Here is a 21015-nt window from a genome sequence, read left to right on the forward strand (position 1 = left end):
GGTGCCGAGCGCTGTCGCGAAAGCGGCTAGCCAACTCTACCGCCGACCCTCGGACACTTCTGGGGCGTCCGTCCTCTCGGGTCTCGGCCACGGCGGAGACGCCGAAGGCGGGCCCGACCCGTGGTCGGACCCGCCTCGGGCGGAAGGGCGCGTGCTACTCGGCGACGGCCTCGATGGGCTTCGCGGTGAGCTTGTCTTCGTTGATCTCGTGCATCGCGACCGACAGCGGCTTGTCGTCGATGGTCGAGTCGACCAGCGGGCCGACGTTGTCGAAGAGCGAGCCCTCGTGGAGGTCGGCGTAGTAGTCGTTGATCTGACGCGCACGCTTCGAGGCGAAGATGACCAGCGCGTACTTCGACTCGACCTTGGAGAGCAGGTCGTCGATGGGCGGGTCGATGATGCCCTTGGTTCTGTCGGCCATGGAGACTCCTCGTGTCGTTTCTAAGATCAGTGTCGCCTGGCAGCGGGCTGCGCTCCGGGCATTGCCATCAAGTCTACGACCTCCTGGGCCGCTTCGCTGACCTCGGTGTTGACGACCTTCACGTCGAACTCGTCCTGTGCCGCCAGCTCGACCTTCGCGGTCTCGAGGCGGCGCTGCTGCTCGGCGGTGTCTTCCGTGCCTCGCCCGATGAGCCTCCGGACCAGCTCCTCCCAGGTCGGGGGCAGCAGGAATACCAGGACGGCCTCCGGCATGACCGCGCGGACCTGCCTGGCGCCCTGCAGGTCGATCTCGAGCAGGACGGAGCGGCCGCGGTCGAGAGCCCGGTCGATCGGCGGCCGAGGAGTGCCGTACCGGTAGGAGTTGTGGACCACGGCCCACTCGAGGAGCTCGCGGTCGCGGATCATCCGGTCGAACTCGTCGTCGTCGACGAAGTAGTAGTGCACGCCGTCGACCTCGCCGGGGCGGGGCTTGCGGGTCGTCGCCGAGATCGAGAGGTGGACGTCGGGGTAGTTCTCGCGGATGTAGCTCGAGACCGTGCCCTTGCCGACCGCGGTCGGGCCCGCGAGGACCACGAGGCGCGACTTCAGGCGCCCCTTCGCCTCGCGCCTCGACAGCCAGTCTCCGAGGACGACGCGCTGACGGACGCCGAGCCCGCCGACGCGTTTCGACTCGGCGATGCCGAGGTCGTCCATGATCTTCGTGACGCGGGTGGGGCCGATCCCCGGGATGCTCGTCAGGAGCTCCCGGACGCGGAGGGTGGCCTCGGGGGCCGTCGGCTCGACGCGCCAGCCGGTCTCGGCGACGTCGAGGGCGGTGCGGCGGCGCTCGGCGACGTCGCGCTTCACCTCGGCCCGCGCGCGGCGGGCGGCGACGGCCGCTTTCGCGGCGGCGGCCCGGTCGACCGGGGGCGGCGTCATGCGAGGCATTCGGCGACCTCTCCCGACGCGCGGCGGACGGCCTCGGCGACGCCCGACGGCCCCGCCTCGAGGATCGACCTGGACACCGACACGAGGACGCTCCCCGAGGCCGGCCCGAAGAGGTCGCGGATGTCGGAGTAGCGGGCGCCCTGAGCGCCGAAGCCGGGAGCCAGGATCGGGGTCGACACCAGCGAGGCGACGTCGATTCCGTAGTCGGAGAGGGCGACGGTCGCGCCGAGCACGACACCTGTCGATCCCAGTCCCTGGTCGGAGGAGGCGTTGTCGGCGAGCACGTCGTCGACGATACCCGCGGCCACGGTCGAACCTGTGGCGAGAATCGCCGTCTGCGTCGGTCTGGCCTCCGGGTTCGAGGTCGCCGCGAGCAGGAAGACGCCGCGTCCGGTGGCGCGGGCGCGGGCGATGAAGCCCGCGTCGGCGCCGACGCCCTGGTAGGCGGCAGCCGTCGCAGCGTCGACGCGGAGAGGCGAGTCGTCGGCGAACCAGGCGTCGCCGTAGGCGTCCATGGTGCTGCCGATGTCGCCGCGCTTCGCGTCGCCCACGACCAGCAGGTCGGTTTCGCGAGCCGCCTCGAGGACGTCCTCGAGCGCCGCGAACCCCGCCGACCCGTAGCGCTCGTAGAAGGCCACCTGCGGCTTGACGACAGACGCGGATCCTGCGGCCGCCTCCACAACCCGGAGACCGAGGTCTCGCGCGCCTCCCGCTGTGGCGGGGAGCCCCCACTCCCCCAGCAGGTAGGGGTGCGGGTCGATGCCGACGCAGAGCTGGCCGTGCGCGTCGAACGCCGCCTGGAGCCGCGCCCCGAAGGCCTCGGTCACCGCTTCGCTTCCCGTTCGCGGGCGTAGTCCTGCAGGCTCGTGACCTCGTAGCCGGTGTGGCTGGTCTCGATCGAGGCCACCGCGGCGCCGAGCTGCGCCATCGTGGTGAACAGGGCCTTGTCGGCCGCCACCGTCGCCGCGCGGATCTCGTAGCCGTCGGCCCGCCCCGACGAGCCGGTGGGCGTGTTGATCACGATGTCGACCTCGTCGCGGTTGATCAGGTCGACGACCGACTCGCCGCCCTCCGAGTACTTGCCGACGACGCGCACCTTGATGCCGTTGCGGATCAGGACCATCGCGGTGCCCTCGGTGGCGGTGATCTCGAAGCCGAGCTGCTGGAGACGCAGGACCGGGAGGACGATCGCCCGCTTGTCGCGGTCGGCCACGCTCACGAAGACGACGCCCGAGGTCGGCAGTCCGCCGTAGGCCTCGGTCTGGCTCTTGGCGAACGCCCGCGGGAAGTCGCGGTCGATGCCCATGACCTCGCCGGTGGAGCGCATCTCGGGGCTCAGCACGCTGTCGACCACCTGGCCCTCCTTGGTGCGGAAGCGCTTGAACGGCAGGACGGCCTCCTTCACGGAGATCGGCGAGTCGAGCGGGACGTCCGAGCCGTCCTTCTCGGGCAGGACGCCCTCCTCGACCAGCGAGCGGATGGTCGACCCGACCATGATCCGCGACGCGGCCTTCGCGAGGGCGATGCCGAGCGCCTTCGAGACGAACGGCACGGTCCGGCTGGCTCGCGGATTGGCCTCCAGGACGTAGAGGACGCCGGCCGCGATCGCGAACTGCACGTTGAGGAGCCCCTGCACGCCGATGCCCTGGGCGATGGCGAGGGTCGCCTCGCGGACCCGGTCGATCTCGCCGCGACCGAGGGTCACCGGCGGGAGGGTGCAGCTCGAGTCTCCGGAGTGGATGCCGGCCTCCTCGATGTGCTCCATGATGCCGCCGACGTAGAGCTCGTGGCCGTCGTAGAGGGCGTCGACGTCGATCTCCACCGCGTCGTCGAGGAACCGGTCGACGAGGAGCGGCTGGTCGGGGCCGATGATCGCCTGGTCGCGGGTGCGCTCGAAGTAGTCGGCGAGGAGCTCGGAGGAGTAGACGATCTCCATGCCGCGGCCGCCCAGCACGTACGAGGGGCGGACCAGCACGGGGTAGCCGATCTCCTCCGCGACGGCGACGGCCGACGCGTAGTCGGTGCCGGTGCCGTTCCGGGGGGCGAGCAGGCCGCCCCGCTCCAGGATCTTCGAGAAGAGGCCGCGCTCCTCGGCGGAGTCGATGGCGTCGGGCGAGGTGCCGAGGATCGGCACGCCGGCGGCCTCGAGTCCCTTCGCGAGGCCGAGAGCGGTCTGGCCGCCGAGCTGCACGACGACGCCGACGAGCTCGCCGGAGGCGCTCTCGGCGTGGACGACCTCGAGGACGTCCTCGAGGGTGAGCGGCTCGAAGTAGAGCCGGTCGCTGGTGTCGTAGTCGGTCGAGACCGTCTCGGGGTTGCAGTTGATCATGATCGTCTCGAAGCCCGCGTCGGAGAGCGCGAACGAGGCGTGGACGCAGGAGTAGTCGAACTCGACGCCCTGGCCGATCCGATTGGGTCCGGAGCCCAGGATGATCACCTTGCGGCGGTCGGACGGCGCGACCTCGGTCTCGAAGTCGTACGACGAGTAGTGGTACGGCGTGAGGGCGGGGAACTCGCCGGCGCAGGTGTCGACGGTCTTGTAGACGGGCCGGAGGCCGAACGCGTGGCGCTGGTCGCGGACATCCTGCTCGGCGCCGCCCCGGAGCTGGGCGATCTGGACGTCGCTGAAGCCGTGGTCCTTCGCCTCCTTCAGGACGTCGAGGGTCAGCTCGCCCGCGGACCGCACCTGCTCGGCGACCTCGTTGATCAGGACGATCTGGTCGATGAACCAGGGGTCGATCTTCGTGGCGTCGAAGACCTGCGTCGCGGTGGCGCCGGCGCGGAGGGCCTGCTGCACCGTGACGATCCTGCCGTCCGTCGGCACGGCCGCGAGCTCGAGGAGCGCGTCGACGTCGCCGGGCGCGCCCTCCCAGTGGAAGCTGGAGCCGCGCTTCTCGAGCGAGCGGAGCGACTTCTGGAGGGCGGTGGTGAAGTTCCGGCCGATGGCCATCGCCTCGCCGACGCTCTTCATGGTCGTGGTCAGCGTCGTGTCGGCGGCCGGGAACTTCTCGAACGCGAACCGCGGCACCTTGACGACGACGTAGTCGAGCGTCGGCTCGAACGAGGCCGGGGTCACCTTCGTGATGTCGTTCGGGATCTCGTCGAGGCGGTAGCCGATCGCGAGCTTCGCGGCGATCTTCGCGATCGGGAAGCCCGTGGCCTTCGAGGCGAGCGCGCTGGAGCGCGACACGCGCGGGTTCATCTCGATGACGATGATCCTGCCGTCGGCGGGGTCGATGGCGAACTGGATGTTGCAGCCGCCGGTGTCCACACCGACGCGGCGGATGATGTCGATGCCGATGTCGCGGAGCTTCTGGTACTCGCGGTCGGTGAGGGTGAGCGCGGGAGCGACGGTGATCGAGTCACCGGTGTGGACGCCGACCGGGTCGACGTTCTCGATCGAGCAGATGACGACCGTGTTGTCGGCCGTGTCGCGCATGAGCTCGAGCTCGTACTCCTTCCAGCCGGTGATGCTCTCTTCGAGCAGCACCTCGGTCGTCGGGCTCGAGTGGAGGCCGTCGCCGACCATGCGGAGGAGCTCTGCCTTGTCGTGCGCGAAGCCCGAGCCGAGGCCGCCCATGGTGAACGACGGGCGGACGACCAGGGGGTACCCGAGGTCTTCGGCGGCTGCGACGGCCTCGTCGAGGCGGTGCACGATGTGCGACCTGGCGACGTCGGCACCCGACTCGAGCACCAGCTCCTTGAAGATCTGGCGGTCCTCGCCCTTCTGGATCGCCTCGACCTTGGCGCCGATGAGCTCGACCCCGTGCTTGGCGAGGATGCCGGCCTCGTCGAGAGCGATGGCGGCGTTGAGGGCCGTCTGGCCGCCGAGGGTCGGCAGGACCGCGTCGGGGCGCTCCTTGACGATGATCGACTCGAGCACCTCGGAGGTGATCGGCTCGATGTAGGTGGCGTCGGCGAAGCCGGGGTCGGTCATGATCGTGGCCGGGTTCGGATTGACCAGGATCACGCGCACCCCCTCCTCGCGGAGGACGCGGCAGGCCTGCGTGCCCGAGTAGTCGAACTCGGCCGCCTGGCCGATGACGATCGGCCCGGAGCCGATGACGAGGACGGAGTTGATATCAGCGCGCTTGGGCATCAGTTGCTTTCCTGCTTGGCGGTGCTCGCGGAGCCGCGCTCGATCACGAGCGAGCGGAACCGGTCGAAGAGGTGGTTGCTGTCGTGCGGGCCGGCCGCCGCCTCGGGGTGGTACTGCACCGAGAAGGCGGGGATGTCGAGGGCGCGGAGGCCCTCCACGACGTTGTCGTTGAGCGAGAAGTGGCTCACCTCGACGCGGCCGAAGCCCGCGGGCGAGTCGAGCACGCCGTCGACCGGGGCGTCGACCGCGAAGCCGTGGTTCTGGCTGGTGATCTCGACGGTGCCGGTGGTCTTGTCCCAGACCGGCTGGTTGATGCCGCGGTGGCCGAAGGGCAGCTTGTAGGTTCCGAAGCCGAGCGCGCGGCCGAGGAGCTGGTTGCCGAAGCAGATGCCGAAGAACGGGGTGCCCTCGCGGAGGGCTCCCTGCAGCAGCTCGACCTGCGAGTCGGAGGCCGCGGGGTCGCCGGGCCCGTTCGAGTAGAAGAGGGCGTCGGCGCCGATCGCGCGGAGCTCGTCGGCCGTGATCGACTGCGGCACGACGATGACGTCGAAGCCGCGCTGCGACAGGTAGCGGAGCGTGGAGGTCTTGACGCCCAGGTCGAGGACCGCGACCGATCCGATGCGCTCCCCCTCGGCGGGCAGCTCGTACCGCTCGGTGGTCGACACCTCGCTCGACAGGTTCCGGCCGCGCATGTCCGGGCCGGCCTTCACGATGGCGAGCTGCTCGTCGTCGCCGAGGTCGGCGTCCGGGCCCGAGAAGACGCCGGCGCGCATCGAGCCGGTGTCGCGCAGGATCCGGGTGATCGCGCGGGTGTCGACCCCGCGGATCCCGACGATGCCGTCGTGCTCGAGCTGGTCGTCGAGGGTGCCCTGCGCGCGGAAGTTCGAGACCATGCGGCTGGCGTCGCGGACCACGAACCCGGCCACCCAGATGCGGCTCGACTCGGGGTCTTCGTCGTTGACGCCGGTGTTGCCGATGTGCGGCGCCGTCATGACGACGATCTGTCCGGCGTAGGACGGGTCGGTCAGGGTCTCCTGGTAGCCGGTCATGCCGGTCGCGAAGACGGCCTCGCCGAGGGTGCGGCCGATCGCTCCGTAGGGGCGGCCGACGAAGCGGCTTCCGTCTTCGAGGACCAGGACGGCCCGGGCCGTGGTGGGTGCGTCTGTCACGGGGTCTTCTCTCCTGTGCTGGGGATGATGCTGCGGATCGCGTCGACGAGTGCGCGGGGGTCGTCGTTGTCGCGGAGGTAGGTGTCGACGTCGAGGTCGCCGAGCCGCCAGCCGAGCTGGATCAGCCCGTCGCTCTCGACGACGCGGTCGATGGTCCAGGTGGCGCGGCCGATGGCGCGGAGGTCGCGAGTCGCGATCAGGATCGGGCTCTCGCCGGCGATGTCGAGGACGACCCCCTCGGGGTGGGCGCTGACGACGGCCCGCCCGCGGAAGCCGAGGCCTCCGATGACGATGCGGTCGAGGCGGTCGTCGGCCTTCGTCGTCGAGACGTAGAACAGGTCGCGCTCGGCCAGGGTCTCGCCGAGGTCCGCCGGAGCCGGGGCGGGACGCGCGACGCCCGCCTGCCCGCGGCCGCGGCGACGCCATCCTGCGCGCATCAGCAGGAAGAGGGCGACGCCGCCGAGCAGGAAGGCGGTCAGGATCAGCGGGATGGTCACCGGGGAGCCACCGCCAGGGCGTGCTCCGCCACGAGGGCCTCGTCGACGAGCTCGCCGCCGACGACGGTCTGGTAGCCGGCGTGGAAGGTGGCCTCGACCCGGCCGGGCAGGCGGCGCTCGAGGAAGGGCGAGTTGCTGCTCTTGCCGGCGAGGTCGCGGACGGAGAACTCCCTGGTCACACTCCGATCGTAGAGCGTGATCTCGGCCGGCGAGCCCACGCCGATCGGCCGACCGTGGCCCTCGACCTGTCCGATGGCCGCCGGCGTGATCGACAGGACGCGCTCGACGTCGTTCCAGTCGAGGAGGCCGGTGTCGACCATCGTCTTCTGCACGACGCTCAGGGCCGACTCGAGGCCGACCATGCCGTTGGCGGCGTTGTCCCACTCGCACGACTTCGCCTCCGCCGTGTGCGGCGCGTGGTCGGTCGCGACGATGTCGATGGTGCCGTCGGCCAGCCCCTGGCGGAGCGCCTCGACGTCCTCCTGGCGGCGGAGCGGCGGGTTCACCTTGTAGCGGGCGTCGTAGGTCGAGACGAGGTCCTCGGTGAGGAGGAGGTGGTGCGGGGTGACCTCGGCCGTGACGTCGAAGCCGCGCGACTTGGCCCAGCGGACCACCTCGACGCTCCCGGCCGTGGAGACGTGGCAGACGTGCAGCCGCGCGCCGACGTGGTGCGCGAGGAGGACGTCGCGGGCGATGATCGCCTCTTCGGCGACCGCGGGCCATCCTGCGAGCCCGAGGGTCGCCGAGAGCTCGCCCTCGTTCATCTGCGCGCCGATGGTGAGCCGAGGCTCCTGGGCGTGCTGGGCGAGGACGCCGCCGAAGCCCTTGATGTACTCGAGGGCGCGGCGCATGAGCAGGGGGTCGGAGACGCACACGCCGTCGTCGGAGAAGACCCGCACCCTCGCCCGCGAGGTCGCCATCGCGCCGATCTCGGAGAGGTGGGTGCCCTGGAGGCCCTGCGACACGGCTCCGATCGGGCGGACCGTCACGTAGCCGGCGCGGTCGCCGAGGGCCTGCACCTGCTCGACGACGCCGGCGGTGTCGGCGACCGGCGACGAGTTCGCCATCGCGTTGACCGCCGTGAAGCCGCCCTTCGCCGCCGCCCGCGAACCGGTCAGGACCGTCTCGCTGCCCTCGAAGCCGGGCTCGCGGAGGTGCGTGTGCAGGTCGACCAGGCCCGGGAGCGCGAGGAGCCCGGCGGCATCGACGACCGTCGCGCCGACCGAGGTGAGGTTCACGCCGAGGGCCTTGACCACGCCCCCGCCGATCAGGATGTCGGTGGTGCGGCCATCGCTGAGGCTCGCACCCTTGATCAGGTGCTCGGTGCGGTTCTGGTCGGTCACTGCGCTCCTTGAGAGGTCTGGGTGCCTGCGGCGAGGGTCAGGTAGAGCACGGCCATGCGGACCGAGACGCCGTTCGCGACCTGCTCGAGGACCGTCGACTGGGCCGAGTCGGCCGCCTCGTCGCTGATCTCGAGGCCGCGGTTCATCGGCCCCGGGTGCATGACGAGGGTGGTGTCGGGCAGCTTCCGGAAGCGCTCGGCGGTGAGGCCCCACGCCCGGGCGTACTCGCGGCCGTTCGGGAAGAACGCCGCGTTCATGCGCTCCTGCTGGATCCGGAGCATCATCACGACGTCGGGCCGCACCTGCGCGATCGCCTCGTCGAGGTCGTAGTGCACGTCGACGCCGAATGCCGCGACCCCGTTCGGGATGAGCGTCGGCGGCGCCACGAAGGCGACCTCGGCGCCGAGCGTCTTCAGGAGCCACGCGTTCGAGCGGGCGACCCGGGAGTGCAGGATGTCGCCCACGATCAGGACGCGGACGCCGTCGAGCCCTCTCTCCCGGCTGGCGTCGCCGTGGAGGCGCCTTCTCATCGTGAACGCGTCGAGGAGCGCCTGCGTCGGGTGCTCGTGCGTGCCGTCGCCGGCGTTGACCACTCCCGCGTCGACCCAGCCGCTGTGGGCGAGCACGCGGGGCGCGCCGGACGCGGGGTGCCGGATGACGATCCCGTCGGCACCCATCGCGGCGAGGGTCTGCGCGGTGTCTTTCAGCGACTCCCCCTTCGACACGCTCGAGCCCTTGGCGGAGAAGTTGATGACGTCCGCGCTCAGGCGCTTGGCCGCCGCCTCGAAGGAGATCCGGGTGCGGGTGGAGTCCTCGAAGAAGAGGTTGACGACGGTGATGCCGCGGAGGGTCGGCAGCTTCTTGACCTCGCGGGTCGAGACGGCGGCCATGTCCTCCGCGATGTCGAGGATCTGCACGGCGTCGTCGCGGCCGAGGTCGGCGGTGCTGAGGAGGTGCTTCACGACGCTCCCCCCTCGATGGCGACCGAGTCGCCGTCGCCGGCGTCGCTCTCGGCGAGGCGGACGAAGATGCGCTCCGCGGTCGAGGTGGGGAGGTTCTTGCCCACGTAGTCGGCCCGGATCGGGAGCTCGCGGTGACCCCGGTCGACCAGGACGGCGAGTCGTACGACGCGGGGCCGCCCGAGAGCGCTGATCGCGTCGAGAGCGGCCCGGATCGTGCGGCCCGAGTAGAGCACGTCGTCGACGAGGACGACCGTCTTGCCGTCGATGCCGCCGGGCGGCAGGGACGTCGGCTGCGGCGACCGGGTGGGCTGCCTCCGCAGATCGTCGCGGTAGAGCGTCACGTCGACCGATCCGGTCGGGACCGCCTCGCCGCTGATCGACTCGAGCGCGCGGCCCAGGCGGTCGGCCAGATGGACGCCGCGGGTGGGGATGCCCAGGACGACAAGGTCGTCGGAACCGCGGTTGCCCTCGAGGATCTCGTGGGCGATGCGTGTCAGTGCACGCGTGATGTCAGCCTGACTCAGCACTTCTCTGGTGCTCAATCGGACCCCCTTCCCCGCCTCTCGGGACGGAACTTAAAGGACGTCGGTGTGGTGCGGGGTCAAGCCTAGCGGCTACGGGACGGGGTGCTCGCCCTGCCAGAGGGTGTCGACGGCCTCGAACTCGCGGGGGTAGCACTCGGTGTCGAACGCGACGCTGCCGTCGGAGGCATAGGCGTAGTCGTACCGCTCGTCGGCGAAGGGGACGACGCCCATGGGGTGACCGGCCTCCGCCATGCAGGCCTGAAGGCGGTTGAAGGCGGTCGTGTACTCCGCGAAAGTCGCTTTGCCGTCGGCGGTCTCGGCGTCCTGCTGGGCGGAGGCTCTGGCGAGCGTCGGGAATCTGGCCCACGAGATCCAGACGGCGTACCGGGCGCTGTCAGGGCCGGAGACCGTGAACGAACGACCGGTGCCGGACACGGACCGATAGGCGGCGGCATCGGGAGAACCGACAGTGCACGGACCCGCCTCTCCGACCGGCAGGGAGCCCCACCTCTGCGAGAACGTCCCGGGATCCGTGCAGGTGAAGACCACTTCGATGGCGTCAGCACCGGCGGGCCTCGACGGGAGGCGGATCTCCGCGGGTCCCGAGAGCTGCTGGAACACGGGAGCGCCGACGAGTCGTCCGTGCGTCGTCTCCGACATGTCGTAGCGGGCCGTCGTCGCCATCAGCGACTCGACCGCGCTCTGGTCACCCGATCCCGCGGCGGCCGCAGCGGTCAGGCCTCCGGTGAGCGCCCCTCCCACGACGAAGGCCGTCACGACGGCGACCACGGTGGAGCGGTGCGGTCGGCGACGTCGGGCGGGGGCGGTCTCGACCCGTTCGACGAGGGCGTCCCTGATCCTGCTCAGGCGTTCGGTGGGTGCGTCGACGGTGCTGTTCACGGGGTGCCTCCGAGGGGTTCGGTCGTCGCCTGGTACTGCTTCTGGAGTCGGGCCTTCGCCCGGTGGAGTCTCGACTTCACGGTGCCTGCCGGCACGCCGAGCACGGACGCCGCCTCGCGCTCGCCGAGTCCTTCGACGACGCAGAGCGTCAGCACGCGCTGGTCGGCCAGCGGGAGGCCGGAGAGCGCCTCGACGGCCGAGCCGTCGGTGAAGGCGTCGGCAGGATCGGGCGCAGGATCGTCGACCGGGAACCTCCCGAGGAACGCCCGGTGCCGCCTGGTCGACCGCTGCAGATTGTGCGCGGTGTTCGTCGCGGTGACGAGCAGCCACGGCAGGAGGCTGTCGTCGACGAAGCGGACCCGGTCGCGCTTCCGCCACGCCTCGAGGAACACCACCGCCACGACGTCGTCCGCGTCGTCGGGCGTCGGCACCAGCGCCCACGCGTGGCGTCGCAGCCTCGGCGCGTGCCGGTCGAAGACGCGCGCGAACGCCCGGCCGTCGCCCTCCTGGGCCAGCGCCCAGTCGGCGTGATCCCCCGTGATCCTGTTCATGTCTCGTAGTGTCCGGCCGCCCCCGATCGGTTCCCTCTCGACACGGCGGCTTCCGCCCAGACGCGAGAGGGCCGGAATGCTCGCTCTGCGGGGGCAGAGCGGGCATTCCGGCCCGGTCGGTGCTGTGGCGGGGAGGCCTAGCTCTCGAAGGTGGTGTCGAGGGTGATCTCGACGCCGGTGAGGGCCTTCGACACGGGGCAGGTGGCCTTCGCGTCGGCGGCGGCCTTCTCGAAGGTGGCCTCGTCGATACCGGAGACCTCGCCCTTGACGGTGAGGTGGATGCCGGTCAGCTTGAAGCCGCCGTCGGAGGAGTCGGCGCCGAGCGAGACGTCGGCCTTGACGTCGAGGGCCTCGACGGTGCCGCCGGCCTGGCCGAGGATCGCCGAGAACTGCATGGCGTAGCAGGCCGAGTGGGCGGCAGCGATGAGCTCCTCGGGGCTCGTGGCGCCGTTGGCCTCGTCGGCGGCGCGCTTCGGGAACGACACGTCGAAGGTGGCGAGCTTGGAGCTGGAGAGCTCGACCTGGCCGGAGCCCTCTTCGAGGCTGCCGTTCCAGGCGGTGCGTGAGGTGCGAGTGGGCATGATTTCTCTTTTCGTCAGGTGATGAGGTGGAGCGGAAGGAGGTCGAGTCAGAGGGTCGCGCGGACGGAGCCGGCGAGGGCGGTGATCTGCCCCTGCAGAGCCACGAGGGCCGCAGGATCGAGGCCGGTCGCCTCGCAGATGCTGCCCGGGATCGAGGCGGTCGCCTCCCGCAGCGCCTCGCCGCCGGGCGTCAGCGACACCTCGACGACGCGCTCGTCGTCGTGGCTGCGGCTGCGGGCCACGTGACCCGTGGCCTCGAGGCGGCGAAGGAGCGGCGACAGGGTGCCCGAGTCGAGCTGCAGGCGCTCGCCGAGGTGCGTGACGGTCGAGGGGCCGTCCTGCCAGAGGACGAGCAGGACGAGGTACTGCGGGTAGGTGACGCCGAGCGGCTCGAGGAGCTCGCGGTAGCGCGACGTGATCGCCCGGGACGCGCTGTAGAGCGCGAAGCAGATCTGCTCGTCGAGGAGCGGGGCGGGGATCGCGGTGGCTGTCGGCACGCTCCCGACGCTAGCACCTCGCGCACGATCATGTTGCGCGCAACTCATCTGGGCCGGCGAAAGGCCGATTTCCGCCCCCGCACGGGTGCGGGAGGGCGGAAAACGGCCTCTCGGTGGAGGTGGTTGGCGCTGGCGCGCTGGTTGGGCTGGCGCGGCAGGCGCGCAGGCGCCGCTGGCGTCAGGAAGCGGTGGTGGTCGCGATCCTGCCCAGCAGTCCGTTCACGAATCCCGCCGAGTCGTCGGTCGACAGCGTCTGCGCGAGCTCGACGGCCTCGGAGATCGCCACGGCGTCGGGGATGTCGTCGTTGTGCGTCAGCTCCCAGATGCCGATGCGGAGGATCGCGCGGTCAATGGTCGGCATCCGCTGCAGCGACCAGCCCTGCGAGTATGTCTCGATGAGCTCGTCGATCTCGGGACGGTTCTCGATCACGCCCTGGACGATGTCGCGCGCGTAGCCCCAGGACGAGGTGCGCTCGGGGTTCGCCATCGCACGCTGGGTCTCCTGGACGAGAGCGTCGTCGATGGAGATCTGCCGGATGTCGGCCACGTACAGGACGTCGAGCGCGCGCTTCCGGGCCTTGGTTCTGGCACTCATGGGTGGAGGCGCCGCCTAGTCGTTGACGCGACCGAGGTAGCTGCCGTCGCGCGTGTCGACCTTGACCCGCGTGCCGGTCTCGAGGAACAGCGGCACCTGGATCTCGTAGCCGGTCTCGACGGTGGCGGGCTTGGTGCCGCCGGTCGAGCGGTCGCCCTGGAGGCCGGGCTCGGTGTAGGTGACCTCGAGGACGACCGAGGCCGGCAGCTCGATGTAGAGCGGGTCGCCGTCGTGCAGCGCGACCTGGACGTTCTGGTTCTCGAGCATGAAGTTCTTGGCGTCGCCGACGACCGTGGCCGGGATGTTGATCTGGTCGTAGTCGGTGGTGTCCATGAACACGTAGCCGTCGGCCTCGGCGTAGAGGTAGGTGTACTCGCGGCGGTCGACGTTGGCGAAATCGATCTTGGTGCCGGCGTTGAACGTGCGGTCCACGACCTTGCCGCTCATGACGTTCTTCATCTTCGTGCGGACGAACGCTCCACCCTTGCCCGGCTTGACGTGCTGGAACTCGATCACGTTCCAGAGCTGGCCGTCGATGTTGAGAACGGCGCCGTTCTTGATGTCGTTGGTAGTCGCCATGCGCTGGAAATCCTTTTACGTCTGAGGAGTTGTGAAGTGGTCTGGTGCTCTGCAGCCTCGGAAGGCGCGGCACGGGGCCGGTGACGGCCCAGACAAGTGTACCCGGAACTCTACGCGGGGCCCCGGAGACCGCGGCGGAGCCTCGTGATCCTGCGGAGCAGCAGGATCGAGGCGACGATCGCGATCGTGCCGTAGACGACGCCGTCACCGACGACGGCACCCTGCGAGGGGCCCGGCAGATCGGACAAGAAAGCGGCCCAGGACGCTCCGAGGAGGCCGAGGAGTCCGAGGGCGAGAAGGCCGAGTGCGATGCCTCGGGCTCTCGCCGGGCGTCGGTCGAGCAGCCGGACCATCTCAGCGCGTGCCTGGACGGCGAACAGGAGGAGGCCGCTCAGGGAGCTGGAGGCGAGGAAGGAGCTTCCCGACACCGCTCCGGTCACAGCCAGCGTCAGGGCGAGGCCGATGCCGACGCCGACGAACGCACGCCGGTTCTGTCTCGCAGCCGTCTCCGACACCTCGATGTACGCCCGTCTGCCGAAGACGGCCAGGATGACAGCCCCGCACAGGGCAGCAAGAGCCGCGACACGCCATCCGTCGGTGAGACGAACGGTGAGAGCTGTCGTCGCGACTCCGTGAGTGGCTGCCAGGACGAGAAGGGACAGGAGCACGATCACACCCGGCAGCAGAATCCAGCCTCGCCGGGTCACCGGCTGCCACGGCAGGAGTCTCGGATCGAATTCGTCCTCCTGCGCGTCCCCCGCCCGATCGCTCACGACCGCGGCCCCCGCCGCCGCGCATCCCACACCTGCTGCAGTCGCGGGTAGAGCTCCTCGAGGTCGCGGGGCAGCGCCGCCTTGGTCGCCCGGCTCTCGTCGTCGACGAGCACCTCCTCGGCGCCCTGCGCGACGCCGTCGAGCACCTGCGCGACCACGTCCGACGGGCTGGCCTTCGGCGCGCGGACCCGGGTCACCATGTCGGTGTCGATGAACCCGGCGTGGACGGCGACGACGAGGGTGCCCTGCTCGCGGAGCTCCACCCGGACCGCGTTCGTCATCGACCACGCGGCGGCCTTGGATGCTCCGTAGCCGCCGCTCGCGGGCGGCGCCACCCAGCTCGCGATCGAGAGCACGTTCACCAGCGCTCCCCCGCCGTTCGCCGCCAGCACGGGTGCGAAGGCGCGGCACATCCGGAGCGTTCCGAAGTAGTTGACCTCCATGGCCTGGCGCGCGGCGCTGTCGTCCGCCGCTCCGACGAGCGGGTCGAGGCGCAGGATGCCGGCGTTGTTCACCAGCAGATCGACGTCCGGGCAGCGGGCCACCGCATCCTGCACCTGCGCGGCGTCGGTGATGTCGAGGGTGAGCGGCACCACGCGCGGGTCGCTCCACGGTGCGTCGCCGCGGGTGCCGGCGTAGATGCGCCGGGCGCCGCGCGCGAGGAGGCCGTCGACGAACGCCCGGCCGAGACCGCGGTTGGCGCCGGTCACGAGAGCGGTGCGGCCCTCGATCGAAAGAGTCATGCGCGGGGGGCCAGCCGCTCGCCGAGGAACTCGACGACCCGCGCGCGGGCGGCGGCAGCGGGGTGCCGCGGGGTCTCTCGCACCTCGCCGGTGAGCACCGAGTGCGCACTGCCGGCGAATCCTGCGGCGTTGCCCTTCGACGAGTCGAGCTCGATGACCTCGAACGCGTCGCCGAGCCTCTCGGAGAGCGCTCGGAACCTCGCGCGCGGCACCGAGGCGTCGTTCGAGAAGCGCAGGCCGATGGCGCACACCTCTCCCGCCTCGGCGCGGGCGGCGATGCGGTCGAGCTCGGAGGGCGACATGCCCGGGTCGTGCTGCCGGGAACGTCCGAGGGGGAAGGGCACGGCGGGCTGGCTGAGCACCGACGCCGCGACCGAGTCGTCGACGGCGACCGCGAGGGCGAAGCCGCCGGTGAAGCACATGCCGATCACCCCGACGCCCGGGCCCGGGGTGCGGGCGGCGAGGTCGGAGGCGAGCGCGCGTAGGAAGTCGGTGATCGGGCGGTGCGCACCGGTGGCGAACGCCCGGAACTCCGCCGCGACGCAGAGCCGCGGCATCACGCGGAGGACCGCCCCGACGGTGCCCTCGCGGCCCGGCTCGCCGAACGGCGACGGGACGACGACGGTGAAGCCGCGCTCGACGAGGTGGTCGGCGAGGCCGAGGACCTCGGGCGTGATCCCGGGAACCTCGGGGATGAGCACGACTCCCGGCCCCGCGCCCTTCTCGAACACGTCGTAGGTCAGGCCGGCACCTGTGAAGGACGACCTCGCCCATCCGGTCAGGTCGGATCGTGGCGCACCTGTCATGTCGCTCCTTCGCTCAAGGATCATCGTAGGAGTCGCCGCGGTCCGATCGACGCAAGCGGCCCGCGTAGAGTTCGGCGCATGGCCGAGCAGGATCCCCGGGCGCCGAGCGACCTGGTGTCGTTCGAGCCGCGGGTCGACGACACCCGCGCCTTCACCATCGGCCTCTGGACCTCCGAGATCCTGCTGTTCTCCGGCCTCGTCGCCGGGCTGACCCTCTTCCGCGACGCGGGCGACGGCGTCCGCGTCGGTACCGCCTGCGCGGGAATGGGTCTCTTCGTCGCGGTGACCGCGATCGTCCTGCGAGGACGCCTGCAGCTTCGACCGGGTGTCGGGCGCAGGATCGCGGCGGTCCTCGCCCTGGTCGCGCTGGCCGCCTGGACTGTCGCGGTGATCCTGGTGTCGTCAGTGTCAGCGTCAGCGTCGCCGTCGCCCGCCGTCGCTCGGACGATCGGCCTCGACACGGTGGGGCTCGTCGTGCAGACGGCCGCCCTCGTCGCGGCCTACCGGGCGCGGATGTTCCGCTGGCTGGCCGACTGAAGCCCCGGCAGGACCGGCGTCAGGAGCCGATCTCCTGGTAGGCGGCGAACAGCAGGCTCTGGTCGGGCGCCTCGAGGACGGTCGGCCGGGCGATGTCGTCGAGCACGATGAAGCGGAGCATGCCCGCGCGCGCCTTCTTGTCGCGCTGCATCGTCGCGAGGAGGGTGTTCCAGCGGCCGACGGGGTACTGGACCGGGAGACCGAGCGACGTCAGGATGCTCCGGTGCCGGTCGACGACCTCGTCCGAGAGGCGCCCTGCGAGCCGCGAGAGCTCGGCGACGAACACCATGCCGACCGAGACGGCGGCGCCGTGGCGCCACTGGTAGCGCTCGGCGTGCTCGATGGCGTGACCGAGGGTGTGCCCGTAGTTGAGGATCTCGCGGAGGCCGGCCTCGGTGAAGTCCTCTCCGACGACGCGGGCCTTGAGGGCGATCGCGAGCTCGACGACGCGGCGGAACTCGGGCGTCGACGGGTCGACGACGCGGTCGACGTCGCGCTCGATGATGTCGAGGATCTCGGGCTCGGCGATGAAGCCCGCCTTCACGATCTCGGCGAACCCGGCCAGGATCTCGTTCCGCGCGAGGCCGTCGAGCATCTCCAGGTCGACGAGGACCCCGGCCGGCGCGTAGAACGAGCCGACGAGGTTCTTGCCCTCGGCCGTGTTGATGCCGGTCTTGCCGCCGATGGAGGCGTCGACCATGCCGAGCACGGTCGTCGGGACCTGCACGAGACGGACGCCGCGCAGCCAGGTCGCCGCGACGAACCCGGCGAGGTCGGTCGTGGCTCCCCCGCCGAGGCCGACGATCGCGTCGGTGCGCGTGAAGTCGGCCTGCCCGAGGATCTGCCAGCAGAACGCCGCGACCTCCACCCGCTTGCCGGCCTCGGCGTCGGGGATCTCGGCGATCATCGCCTCGAAGCCCTCGCCGAGGAGCTGCTGCCGGAGCGCCTCGGCGCGGGCGCCCAGGGGCCCCGAGTGGACGATCAAGACCTTCCGCACCTTGGACCCGAGCACGCCGCCGAGCTCGGAGACGACGCCGCGCCCGACGAGCACGTCGTAGGGCGAGTCGCCGCCCACGGGGATCACCGTCGTCGCGGTGCTGTCTGTGGCGGTGCTGTCTGTGGCGGTGCTGCCTGTGGTGGTGCTGTCCGTCGAGGCCGGCGCCTCGTCGGCCTGGGCGGGGCTCGTCGTGCTGTCGCTCATGCGTGGTCCGTTCCGACCCAGGTCACGATGTCGGCGACGACGTGCGAGAGGGGTCTGTGGGAGGTGTCGAGGGTGAGGTCGGCCAGGTCGGCGTAGAGAGGTGCGCGCTCGGCCGCGATGGCCTTCCAGGCGGCCAGGCCGTCGTCGTGGAGCAGGGGCCGGTCGCTGCCGGAGATGCGCGACTCCACCGCTTCGGGTGTGACGGTGAGCAGGACGACCGGGAGCTCCCGGAGGAGGGCGCGCGTCGCAGGATCGAGGACGGCGCCGCCCCCGAGCGACACGACCACCGGCTGGGCGACGGCGTCTCTGACCGCATCACGCTCGAGGGCTCGGAAGCCCGGTTCGCCCAGGGTCTCGAAGAGGGTCGGGATCGGGCCGTGCTCGCGCGCTACGACCCTGTCGGTGTCGATGAACCGGACACCTAGGGACTTCGCCACGCGCTTGCCGACGCTGGTCTTGCCGGCGCCCATCGGACCGATGAGCACGACCGCCGTCTGGAGCGCGGTCATCGCCGCGTCACAGCCGGGCTGCGGGGACGCCGGACTCGGCGGTCGTGGTGAGGAACTCGGGGATCGCAGCGAGGTAGCCGTCGACGTTGCGGCTGGTCTCGTCGATGGAGTCGCCGCCGAACTTCTCGAGCACGGCGTTGGCCAGCACGAGCGCGACCATCGCCTCGGCGACGACACCGGACGCCGGGACGGCGCAGACGTCGGAGCGCTGGTGGTGGGCACTCGCCTCCTCGCCGGTCGACACGTCGACCGTCGCGAGGGCGTGAGGCACCGTCGCGATGGGCTTCATGCCCGCCCGGACCCGCAGGACGGTGCCCGTGGACATGCCGCCCTCGGTGCCGCCGGCACGATCGGTGTCGCGCGAGATGCCCTGGGCCGTCCGGTGGAGCTCGTCGTGCGCCTCGGAGCCGCGGCGCGTCGTCGTCAGGAAGCCGTCGCCGACCTCGACGCCCTTGATCGCCTGGATGCCCATGAGTGCCGCCGCGAGCTGCGAGTCGAGCCGGCGGTCCCACTGGACGTGGGAGCCCAGCCCGGGAGGCAGGTTGTAGGCCAGGACCTCGACCACGCCGCCGAGCGTGTCGCCCGCCTTCTTGGCGTCGTCGACCTCGGCGACCATCAGGGCGCTCGTCTCGGCGTCGAAGCAGCGCAGCGGGTCGGCGTCGAGGGCCTCGACGTCGTCGAGGCGGGGAAGCGGTCGGCCCTCGGGGACGCGGACGGGACCGATGGAGAGCGTGTGGCTGACCAGCTCGATGCCGAGCTCGGCGAGGAACGACTTGGCGACCGCGCCGAGAGCGACGCGCGCTGCGGTCTCGCGGGCGCTGGCACGCTCGAGGATAGGGCGGGCCGAGTCGAAGCCGTACTTCTGCATGCCGACGAGGTCGGCGTGACCCGGACGCGGCCTCGTGAGGGGCGCGCTCCGGCCGCGGGACGCATCGCTCACCTCGACGGGCTCGGGGTTCATGACCTCCTGCCACTTCGGCCACTCGGTGTTGCCGATGCGGAGGGCGATCGGGCTGCCGATGGAGCGGCCGTGGATGACGCCGCCGGAGATGTGCAGCTCGTCCTGTTCGAACTTCATGCGCGAGCCGCGGCCGTAGCCGAGCTTGCGGCGCGCGAGGTCGCCCTGCAGGTCGTCCATCAGCACGGGGACGCCGGCGGGCAGCCCCTCGAGAACGGCGATCAGTTCGGGGCCGTGCGACTCACCCGCGGTCATCCAACGAAGCATGGGTCGATTCTTCCACACGTGCCCGGCGCCGCGATCCTGCGCCCTTCCCGCCCCCGGAGCCTCGGCCCGCCCCTACTTGTCGTACTCGGGGTGGGCGCGGAGCCACGACTGGAACTGCGCGACGGCCTTCTGGTGCTCGGCGTAGGTCGTCGAGAAGACCGTCTGGCCGGAGTCGAGGTCGACCGTGACGAAGTAGAGCCACGAGCCGGCCGCAGGATGCAGCGCCGCCTGGAGAGCGATGTCTCCGGGATTCGAGATGGGCCCGACCGGCAGGCCCTTGTGGACGTAGGTGTTGTACTTGTTCGACGCGTCGGCGCGCTCGGCGTCGGTCGTCGTGACCCGCCCGGTCGTGCCCGCGCCGTAGGCGACGGTCGCGTCGGACTGCAGGAGCATGCCCTGGTCGATGCGGTTCTGGAACACGCGCGCGACCTTCGGGTAGTCGGCGGCGAGACCGGCCTCCTTCTGGATGAGGGAGGCGAAGATGATCGTGTGCTCGTAGTTCGCGGGGGCGACACCGGCATCGGCGAGATGCTTCTTCATGGTGTCGACCATCTCCTGGAAGTACTGCTTGGCCGTGTTGCCCGGCTGGAGGTCGTAGGTCGCCGGGAACAGGTAGCCCTCGAGGCTCGACGCGTTCGACGGCAGGCCGTAGCTCTTGTAGTCAGCGGCGGCGGCTGTGACCTGGGTGACGGGGATCTTCGTCGTGGCTGCCATGAGCTGGATGATGCCCTTGAGGGTGGTGCCCTCCGGGATGACGAGCTTCGTCGTGATCCGCGCGCTGGCGAGCTGGAGGCGGTCGATCGCCGACTGGGCGCTCATGTGCTCGAACATCGAGTAGGTGCCCGGCTGGAACTGGATCGTCGTGTCGGCGAGGAGGATCTGGTAGGGCGCTGCCGAGCTCTTCGTGATGCCGGCCTTGGCCAGGTTCTTCGAGATCGTGGAGCCGATGTCGCCGGGGACGATGGTGAAGTCGACCTTGGTGCCGTTGCCGGAGCCGGTGTAGTCGTCGCTCTCCTTCGAGCCGAACAGGGCGGAGATGCCGGGGCCGTACTGGTTGTAGAGCGTCGAGGCGACGGCCGCGCCGCCGCCGAGGACGAGGACGAGGACGGCGATGAGGATGTAGGTGCCGCGGTGCGGTCGGCGGCGTCCACCGGGCGTCCGGCGCCTCGAGGACCGCGGGGGGCGCCCGCCGTCCTGAGGGTCGGCGGGGAGCTGCGGGGCCGAGCCGTACTCCGCCGAGGACTGCGGGGACGGGGCGCCCGTGGTGGCGCGGGACGCCGACGTCGTCGTGTCAGAGCGCGCGGGAGGAGCTACCGCGTTGGCGAGAGCGAAGAGGTCGTCGTCGGCCGGGGCGGGCTGCTGCGCCGCGGCCTGCCGCTGCTGCGCCGCGGCCTGCTGCTGCTGCACGCGCTCCGCGGCGGCTGCCTCGGCCGCCCGCTCGCGCTCTCGGAGCTCACGGCGGGACAGCGGCGCTGCCTGAGCCCGCGGACGACCGTCGGAACGAGCCGCCGGCGGTCCGGGGAAGATCTCGTCCCAGGAGGGTTCGTCTGCCACGT

Annotated in this window: 23 protein-coding genes; 1 reads left to right on the forward strand and 22 read right to left on the reverse strand. The window is 71.0% G+C overall.

The features are described from left to right. Window positions 1-154: 154 nt before the first annotated feature. The 18 genes from rpoZ to ABD733_RS01905 form a co-directional block, all read right to left on the reverse strand. Window positions 155-421, reverse strand: coding sequence for a DNA-directed RNA polymerase subunit omega (gene rpoZ / locus ABD733_RS01820; RefSeq protein WP_344793334.1), 267 nt, complete (start codon window positions 419-421; stop codon window positions 155-157). Between the two features lie 26 nt (window positions 422-447). Next, on the reverse strand, window positions 448-1368 hold the full coding sequence (gene gmk / locus ABD733_RS01825; protein WP_344793335.1) for a guanylate kinase: 921 nt from the start codon (window positions 1366-1368) through the stop codon (window positions 448-450). Continuing rightward, a complete protein-coding gene (pyrF, locus tag ABD733_RS01830; protein ID WP_344793336.1) occupies window positions 1356-2195 on the reverse strand; it encodes an orotidine-5'-phosphate decarboxylase in 840 nt (279 codons plus the stop codon). The genes gmk and pyrF overlap by 13 nt, the downstream gene beginning before the upstream one ends. Then, window positions 2192-5467, reverse strand: coding sequence for a carbamoyl-phosphate synthase large subunit (gene carB, locus ABD733_RS01835; protein WP_344793337.1), 3276 nt, complete (start codon window positions 5465-5467; stop codon window positions 2192-2194). Before carB ends, pyrF begins: the two co-directional genes overlap by 4 nt. Continuing rightward, complete coding sequence (gene carA / locus ABD733_RS01840; RefSeq protein ID WP_344793338.1) at window positions 5467-6636, reverse strand: glutamine-hydrolyzing carbamoyl-phosphate synthase small subunit; 1170 nt, start codon at window positions 6634-6636, stop codon at window positions 5467-5469. Before carA ends, carB begins: the two co-directional genes overlap by 1 nt. Further along, the gene (locus ABD733_RS01845; RefSeq protein WP_344793339.1) at window positions 6633-7133 is read right to left on the reverse strand and encodes a PH-like domain-containing protein; all 501 of its coding nucleotides are present in this window, start codon (window positions 7131-7133) and stop codon (window positions 6633-6635) included. Before ABD733_RS01845 ends, carA begins: the two co-directional genes overlap by 4 nt. Then, window positions 7130-8476 (reverse strand): dihydroorotase, encoded by a 1347-nt coding sequence (locus ABD733_RS01850; protein ID WP_344793340.1) that lies wholly within the window; start codon window positions 8474-8476, stop codon window positions 7130-7132. Before ABD733_RS01850 ends, ABD733_RS01845 begins: the two co-directional genes overlap by 4 nt. After that, on the reverse strand, window positions 8473-9438 hold the full coding sequence (locus ABD733_RS01855) for an aspartate carbamoyltransferase catalytic subunit (protein WP_344793341.1): 966 nt from the start codon (window positions 9436-9438) through the stop codon (window positions 8473-8475). The genes ABD733_RS01850 and ABD733_RS01855 overlap by 4 nt, the downstream gene beginning before the upstream one ends. Beyond that, window positions 9435-9980, reverse strand: a complete 546-nt coding sequence (pyrR, locus tag ABD733_RS01860; RefSeq protein ID WP_344793342.1) for a bifunctional pyr operon transcriptional regulator/uracil phosphoribosyltransferase PyrR — start codon at window positions 9978-9980, stop codon at window positions 9435-9437. Before pyrR ends, ABD733_RS01855 begins: the two co-directional genes overlap by 4 nt. Before the next feature lie 72 nt (window positions 9981-10052). Then, complete coding sequence (locus tag ABD733_RS01865; protein ID WP_344793343.1) at window positions 10053-10862, reverse strand: hypothetical protein; 810 nt, start codon at window positions 10860-10862, stop codon at window positions 10053-10055. Then, window positions 10859-11413 (reverse strand): RNA polymerase sigma factor, encoded by a 555-nt coding sequence (locus ABD733_RS01870; protein ID WP_344793344.1) that lies wholly within the window; start codon window positions 11411-11413, stop codon window positions 10859-10861. The genes ABD733_RS01865 and ABD733_RS01870 overlap by 4 nt, the downstream gene beginning before the upstream one ends. Window positions 11414-11550: 137 nt before the next feature. Then, window positions 11551-11994 carry an OsmC family peroxiredoxin gene (locus ABD733_RS01875; protein ID WP_344793345.1) on the reverse strand — a complete coding sequence of 148 codons (444 nt, stop codon included), beginning with the start codon at window positions 11992-11994 and terminating at the stop codon, window positions 11551-11553. A gap of 47 nt (window positions 11995-12041) precedes the next feature. Then, on the reverse strand, window positions 12042-12491 hold the full coding sequence (locus ABD733_RS01880; RefSeq protein WP_344793346.1) for a MarR family winged helix-turn-helix transcriptional regulator: 450 nt from the start codon (window positions 12489-12491) through the stop codon (window positions 12042-12044). 178 nt (window positions 12492-12669) lie between these two features. Next, a complete protein-coding gene (nusB, locus tag ABD733_RS01885; protein ID WP_344793347.1) occupies window positions 12670-13086 on the reverse strand; it encodes a transcription antitermination factor NusB in 417 nt (138 codons plus the stop codon). Between the two features lie 15 nt (window positions 13087-13101). Then, complete coding sequence (gene efp / locus ABD733_RS01890; protein ID WP_344793348.1) at window positions 13102-13665, reverse strand: elongation factor P; 564 nt, start codon at window positions 13663-13665, stop codon at window positions 13102-13104. A gap of 110 nt (window positions 13666-13775) precedes the next feature. Beyond that, on the reverse strand, window positions 13776-14333 hold the full coding sequence (locus ABD733_RS01895; protein WP_344793349.1) for a hypothetical protein: 558 nt from the start codon (window positions 14331-14333) through the stop codon (window positions 13776-13778). Between the two features lie 101 nt (window positions 14334-14434). Then, a complete protein-coding gene (locus ABD733_RS01900; RefSeq protein ID WP_344793350.1) occupies window positions 14435-15181 on the reverse strand; it encodes an SDR family oxidoreductase in 747 nt (248 codons plus the stop codon). Continuing rightward, the gene (locus ABD733_RS01905) at window positions 15178-15987 is read right to left on the reverse strand and encodes a dienelactone hydrolase family protein (protein ID WP_344793351.1); all 810 of its coding nucleotides are present in this window, start codon (window positions 15985-15987) and stop codon (window positions 15178-15180) included. Before ABD733_RS01905 ends, ABD733_RS01900 begins: the two co-directional genes overlap by 4 nt. A gap of 78 nt (window positions 15988-16065) precedes the next feature. Here ABD733_RS01905 and ABD733_RS01910 point away from each other — a divergent pair, with 78 nt between their 5' ends. Further along, entirely contained in the window at window positions 16066-16524 is a 459-nt protein-coding gene (locus ABD733_RS01910) for a hypothetical protein (protein WP_344793352.1), read from the forward strand. Between the two features lie 19 nt (window positions 16525-16543). Here ABD733_RS01910 and aroB read toward each other — a convergent pair whose 3' ends face one another. The 4 genes from aroB to mltG form a co-directional block, all read right to left on the reverse strand. Next, entirely contained in the window at window positions 16544-17725 is a 1182-nt protein-coding gene (gene aroB / locus ABD733_RS01915; RefSeq protein ID WP_344793353.1) for a 3-dehydroquinate synthase, read from the reverse strand. Next, complete coding sequence (locus ABD733_RS01920) at window positions 17722-18234, reverse strand: shikimate kinase (protein WP_344793354.1); 513 nt, start codon at window positions 18232-18234, stop codon at window positions 17722-17724. The genes aroB and ABD733_RS01920 overlap by 4 nt, the downstream gene beginning before the upstream one ends. A 7-nt stretch (window positions 18235-18241) precedes the next feature. Further along, on the reverse strand, window positions 18242-19459 hold the full coding sequence (aroC, locus tag ABD733_RS01925; RefSeq protein ID WP_344793355.1) for a chorismate synthase: 1218 nt from the start codon (window positions 19457-19459) through the stop codon (window positions 18242-18244). 72 nt (window positions 19460-19531) lie between these two features. Continuing rightward, window positions 19532-21013 carry an endolytic transglycosylase MltG gene (mltG, locus tag ABD733_RS01930; protein WP_344793356.1) on the reverse strand — a complete coding sequence of 494 codons (1482 nt, stop codon included), beginning with the start codon at window positions 21011-21013 and terminating at the stop codon, window positions 19532-19534. Window positions 21014-21015: the final 2 nt, after the last annotated feature.

Origin of the sequence: Frondihabitans peucedani, from assembly GCF_039537585.1 — a bacterium.
Classification (GTDB): domain Bacteria; phylum Actinomycetota; class Actinomycetes; order Actinomycetales; family Microbacteriaceae; genus Frondihabitans; species Frondihabitans peucedani.

Excerpts from the sequence above, each read along its gene's own strand:
- ABD733_RS01875 (WP_344793345.1), bottom strand. The coding sequence starts at position 11,994 with ATGCCCACTCGCACCTCACGCACCGCCTGGAACGGCAGCCTCGAAGAG.
- ABD733_RS01870 (WP_344793344.1), bottom strand. The coding sequence starts at position 11,413 with ATGAACAGGATCACGGGGGATCACGCCGACTGGGCGCTGGCCCAGGAG.
- ABD733_RS01905 (WP_344793351.1), bottom strand. The coding sequence starts at position 15,987 with ATGACAGGTGCGCCACGATCCGACCTGACCGGATGGGCGAGGTCGTCC.
- ABD733_RS01920 (WP_344793354.1), bottom strand. The coding sequence starts at position 18,234 with ATGACCGCGCTCCAGACGGCGGTCGTGCTCATCGGTCCGATGGGCGCC.
- ABD733_RS01910 (WP_344793352.1), top strand. The coding sequence starts at position 16,066 with ATGGCCGAGCAGGATCCCCGGGCGCCGAGCGACCTGGTGTCGTTCGAG.
- efp (WP_344793348.1), bottom strand. The coding sequence starts at position 13,665 with ATGGCGACTACCAACGACATCAAGAACGGCGCCGTTCTCAACATCGAC.
- nusB (WP_344793347.1), bottom strand. The coding sequence starts at position 13,086 with ATGAGTGCCAGAACCAAGGCCCGGAAGCGCGCGCTCGACGTCCTGTAC.
- gmk (WP_344793335.1), bottom strand. The coding sequence starts at position 1,368 with ATGCCTCGCATGACGCCGCCCCCGGTCGACCGGGCCGCCGCCGCGAAA.
- ABD733_RS01900 (WP_344793350.1), bottom strand. The coding sequence starts at position 15,181 with ATGACTCTTTCGATCGAGGGCCGCACCGCTCTCGTGACCGGCGCCAAC.
- aroC (WP_344793355.1), bottom strand. The coding sequence starts at position 19,459 with ATGCTTCGTTGGATGACCGCGGGTGAGTCGCACGGCCCCGAACTGATC.
- carB (WP_344793337.1), bottom strand. The coding sequence starts at position 5,467 with ATGCCCAAGCGCGCTGATATCAACTCCGTCCTCGTCATCGGCTCCGGG.
- rpoZ (WP_344793334.1), bottom strand. The coding sequence starts at position 421 with ATGGCCGACAGAACCAAGGGCATCATCGACCCGCCCATCGACGACCTG.
- aroB (WP_344793353.1), bottom strand. The coding sequence starts at position 17,725 with ATGAGCGACAGCACGACGAGCCCCGCCCAGGCCGACGAGGCGCCGGCC.